At 65.6% G+C, this 1,138-nt stretch carries 1 protein-coding gene; it reads left to right on the forward strand.

Annotated elements, in window-relative coordinates; translation table 11 throughout:
* Positions 1 to 225: 225 nt before the first annotated feature.
* On the forward strand, positions 226 to 1,138 hold a 913-nt coding region (locus tag RT323_RS16675; protein WP_313410420.1), incomplete at its 3' end, for a hypothetical protein.

Genomic DNA, 1,138 nt, shown 5'->3' on the forward strand with positions numbered 1-1,138 from the left:
GTACTGCAGGGGGGACCCTGTGGGAGAGTAGGACACCGCCGGACTCCTTTTAGTCGAAATGGCCACCCATCGTTGGGTGGCCATTTTGCGTTTACGAGCGAAGAGAACAGAGAACAGGGAGCACCATGCCGGAAGAGGAAGAGCGCCGTCCACGTCGCAACGACGGGAACCAGCGCAACGAACGTCCTTCCGGAGGTCGCCCCGTATACCGCGACGGCGGTTCTCGTGCCGGTTCCGGCGACCGAAGCCCTCGGCGGGACGGTGGCTACAACCGCGATGGCGGCGCCCCTCGTCGTGAGGGTGGTTACAACAACCGTGACGGTGCCCCTCGTCGTGAGGGCGGTTACAACCGCGACAGCGCTCCGCGTCGTGAAGGCGGTTACAACCGTGATGGTGGTGCCCCTCGTCGCGAAGGTGGTTACAACAACCGCGATGGTGCGCCCCGTCGTGAAGGTGGTTACCGCGACAGCGCTCCGCGTCGTGAAGGTGGTTACAACCGTGATGGTGGTGCTCCGCGTCGTGAAGGTGGTTACAACCGTGATGGTGGTGCCCCGCGTCGTGAAGGTGGTTACAACCGTGATGGTGGTGCCCCGCGTCGTGAAGGTGGTTTCAACAACCGTGATGGTGCGCCCCGTCGCGAAGGTGGCTACAACCGTGATGGTGGTGCCCCTCGTCGCGAAGGCGGTTACAACAACCGGGATGGTGCCCCGCGTCGCGAGGGCGGCTACAACCGCGATGGTGGTGCCCCTCGTCGCGAAGGCGGTTACAACAACCGGGATGGTGCCCCGCGTCGCGAGGGCGGGTACAACCGTGACGGTGGTGCCCCTCGTCGCGAAGGCGGTTACAACAACCGTGACAGTGCCCCGCGTCGTGATGGTGGGTACAACCGCGACAGCGCTCCGCGTCGTGAAGGCGGTTACAACCGCGACAGCGCTCCGCGTCGTGAAGGCGGTTACAACCGTGACGGTGGTGCCCCGCGTCGTGAGGGTGGGTACAACCGCGATGGTGGTGCCCCTCGTCGCGAGGGCGGGTACAACCGTGACGGTGGTGCCCCGCGTCGTGAAGGTGGTTACAACCGCGACAGTGCCCCGCGCCGTGAGGGCGGGTACAACCGTGACGGTGGTGCCCCGCGCCGTGA

Source organism: Aeromicrobium sp., from assembly GCF_032084975.1.
In the GTDB taxonomy this organism is placed as follows: Bacteria; Actinomycetota; Actinomycetes; order Propionibacteriales; family Nocardioidaceae; genus Aeromicrobium.